The sequence below is a fragment of the Nocardioides sp. Leaf374 genome, assembly GCF_916862475.1.
In the GTDB taxonomy this organism is placed as follows: Bacteria; Actinomycetota; Actinomycetes; order Propionibacteriales; family Nocardioidaceae; genus Nocardioides; species Nocardioides kribbensis.
The window spans coordinates 1-3,488 of record NZ_CAKASO010000079.1; the positions used below are offsets into that span (position 1 = coordinate 1).

General features: G+C 77.1%; 3 protein-coding genes. 1 reads left to right on the forward strand and 2 read right to left on the reverse strand.

What is annotated here, in order from left to right; genetic code table 11:
• Together LPA27_RS19070 and LPA27_RS19075 are read right to left on the reverse strand one after the other, a co-directional pair.
• Positions 1-1,102, reverse strand: a 1,102-nt coding sequence (locus LPA27_RS19070) for a GAF domain-containing protein (protein ID WP_228943554.1), incomplete at its 3' end; no start/stop codon positions are given.
• Between the two features lie 122 nt (positions 1,103-1,224).
• Positions 1,225-2,166, reverse strand: a complete 942-nt coding sequence (locus tag LPA27_RS19075) for a helix-turn-helix domain-containing protein (protein WP_228943556.1) — start codon at positions 2,164-2,166, stop codon at positions 1,225-1,227.
• Between the two features lie 120 nt (positions 2,167-2,286).
• Here LPA27_RS19075 and LPA27_RS19080 point away from each other — a divergent pair, with 120 nt between their 5' ends.
• Positions 2,287-3,303 (forward strand): helix-turn-helix domain-containing protein, encoded by a 1,017-nt coding sequence (locus LPA27_RS19080; protein ID WP_228943558.1) that lies wholly within the window; start codon positions 2,287-2,289, stop codon positions 3,301-3,303.
• Positions 3,304-3,488 lie beyond the last annotated feature (185 nt).

The following is a 3,488-nucleotide window of genomic DNA, read 5'->3' on the forward strand; positions in this document are numbered from 1 at the left end:
CGGTGCCGGTGAGGGTGACCTCGCGGGTCAGGTCGCCGGCGGAGGCGGCGCGCACGACCTCGAGCACCTGCTCGACCTTCTCGGCGAGGTCGGCCGCGGCGGCCTTCTCGGCGTCGTCGTGGGTGATGCGCGCCAGCGCGGCGGAGACCAGGCGTCCGACGTTGCGCAGCGCCTCCAGGCGCTGGGGCGAGGGCGAGAGCGTCTCGGTGGCGAAGAAGTCCATGGTGCCGACGACGTCGCCGTCGACCACGATCGGGAAGCAGACCCCCGACTTCACGCCCACCCGCTGGGCCACGGGGGCGCGCACGCAGTCGGTCATCTCACCCAGGTCGGGGGTGAAGAACAGGTCGCGGCTGCGCCAGGCCCGTCCCGAGAGCCCCACGCCCTCGGCGAAGGAGGAGCGCCGCGTGACCTCGCGGAACTCCGGACCCGCGTCGCCCGACTCCAGCGAGAACCGCAGCGTGCGGTCGCCCGGGTCGACCGTCCAGTACGACCCGTAGGCCCACCCGAACTCCTCACGGACCCGCTCGATCGCGGTGCGGGCGGCCTCCAGCTCGGTCGTGGCGGCGGCGACCCCGGCCTCCACGCGGTGGACCGCGGCGCGGTCGCGGGTGTCGGCCTCGCGGACCCGCTCGGTGGCGACGGCGTCGGTCACGTCGGTGAGGGTGACCAGCTGCAGGGGGTGCGCGCCCTCGCGGACCAGGGTGACGACCACGTCGAGGTCGCGGCCCACGTGGGAGACGCGCAGCCGGCGCGGCCCGCGGTCGGCGGGCCCGGGCGTCAGGGTGCCGGGCTCGAGCGGCAGCAGCCGGGCCAGCGGCAGGTCGACGACCGAGTCCTCGCTGCCGGGGCTCGCGGTCATCCGCCAGGCCAGGTCGGCCAGGTCGTTGGCGTGGCGCACCGTGCCGTCGGCGTCGACCACGACGGCCGGCATCGGCAGGGCGGCCAGCAGCTGGTCGCCCGTCGGCTCGTCACGGGTCGGTGCGGTGGCGCCGGCCGGCCGGTCGGCGGGGGGCACGGGGAGCGGTGCCTGGAGCCGCGGCACGGGGGTGGGCTCGTCGTCCTCGGGTGAGTGCGGGCGGTCGGGAGCGAGCTGGCTCATGCGGGGGGCCTCCGGGCGGGTGGGGGAAGACCCGCTGGTGCAGCCGGTCACCAGACCGGTCGGCACCCGGGGGGCCCGGTCCGAGCCGCCGGGTGGCGGGAGTCACCCGCCGTACGGCGTGCTCACCACTCCCAGCGCAGCCCGGCGGTGCCGGGGCCGAAGCCGGGCTGGAGCAGGTGGGCCTCGGGCCCGATCGCGGCCACACGGCGTCGCACGCTGCCGCGCGCGTCGTGGGTGATCGCGTGGATGGTGCGGGGCACCCGCCGGGGGTCGAAGCGGACCCAGAGCGCCAGCACCCGCTGGCGTCGGGTGACCATGAGGTCCCACCCGGGCTCGTCGGGGCCGCCGAGCATGCCGCTGAGCTCGATCTCGGTGATCACGGTCTCGTTGGTCTCCAGCGGCCGGTGCAGGCGCAGCTCCGCGGCGAAGAGGCCGGTCTCGGCGCGGTGGTGGGTGGCGCCGATGGTGCAGCCGGCGACCGCGCGGATCGTCGGGGGCTCCAGGGCAGAGATCGCGCCGTCGGCGGCGTGGGGGGTCGCGACGGCGGCCTCGGCGGTCGACGAGGAGGAGGCGGCGGGGGTGTCGACGGCGACGAAGTACGGCGCGTGGTGGGCCCCCGGCGTGCGCGCCAGCCACGCCGCGCGGGCCGTCAGGCGGGTCACACGGCCGGTGAGGTCGACGTCGAGCACGACGTGCGAGCTGCTCTCCACCAGGGCGTGCGGGTTGCTCATGCCCAGCGCGCGCAGGGCCTCCGCGGTGCCCTCCTCCCCGCCGACGCTGTAGGGCGCGGTGTCGCGCGGGCCCGGGCGGCGACTGGGGCCCAGCAGGCTGGACAGCGTCGTCGGGGCCAGGTCGAGCACGTCCTCGAGGGCCTCGACGACCTCCCGCGAGGCCGCGCCGTCGGGCCGGCGCCGTCCGGTGCGCCACGAGGACAGGGTCGACAGGCTGACCGCGTGGCCGCGCGCGCCTAGGGAGTCGACGAGCTCGCGCAGGGTGACGCCGCGGGCGGCGATGGCGGCCGACAGGGACTCGGGGAACGACGGGGGAGCGACCGCGGGACTCATCGCCCACAACTTTACCGGCGTGACATCCGGCGCTAGGTGATACGTCAAACAGTGCTGTGTAGCGTCGCCGACGCGTCGCGCCATCGACGTGGACTTCTCGGGCGATCACGGAGGTGGTGCATGGACGCGCTGACGCGGCTCGTGGCGCGCATCGCCGACGTCGACCAGGAGGCCGCCGACGCGCTCCGGGCCCTCGAGGGCCTCGACAGTCCGTGGACCGGTGTGGCCGGGGTCGACGAGTGCCTGCGCACCGTCGCGTCTCTCGCCGGCTCGGTCGTCGAGCTCCACGCCCCCGCCCACGGCCTCTGGCTGCGCGCCTCGGCCACGCGGGTCGACCCGATCCCGGTCGGCGCCGAGCGGCACACCCCGGGGCCCGAGCACCCGCTCGCCCCCCTCGAGGGGGGCGTGGGCTTCCTGCTGCGCCGCGGCGACCACGACGACCTGCTCGCCTCGGTGGTCACCGCGCGCGCAGCGCGCCTCCTCGGCCCGCTGCTCGACGAGCGCCGCAGGGCGAGCGCCCCCACCGACGCGGGCGAGGGCGCCCTCGAGGTGGCGGTCGACCCGGAGGCCACGCCGGAGGACCGGCTCGACGCGCTGCGGCGGCTGCGGCTGCGCCCGGAGCAGACGCTCGTCCTGCACGCCGTGCCGGGGCCGCGTCCGTCGCTGGCCCCTCCGCCGGCCTGGTCGCAGGTGGGGGTGTCCCGGCCGAGGCCGGCCTCGGAGCTGCCGATCGCCTGGAACGAGGCGCGGATGGCGCTGCGGCTGACGGCGACGGGCGAGGCCGACGACCCTGGCGAGCGGTGGGTCAGGGCCGGCGACGTCGGCAGCGGGCTGCTCGCCCTGGCCGCCGGTTTCGTGGCCGGGGCCATGCGCAGCCGCGACGTCGTCGCCCTCGACGCCGTCGGCGCCCCCGACAGCCCCGCCGGCCGGGCCCTGACCGCGATCTCCGAGACCACGACGATCCGCTCGGCGGCCGAGCGGATCCCCGTGCACCACTCCACGCTCCAGCGCCAGGTCAAGGGCCTGGAGCGCGAGCTCGGCTGGTCGGTGACGGAGCCGGCCGGCCGGCTCCGGCTCGACCTGGCCTTCGCGCTGCGGCGCCTCGAGCGCAACTACGGGCGACCCGGCCTCTACTGAGCGACCCGAGCGCCTGCCCCTCCCGACCGTCCGCTGGTGACCGGGTGGGACGGGGGCGGCGGCCGAGGGCGGCCCGCACGTGCCCGCCGGGCCTCAGCGCCGCGCCGAGCCGGAGTAGGTCAGCCCGCCCGGGAAGACGCGCTCGTCGAAGGAGGCCGCGATCTCCTCGCCGATCACGACGCCGC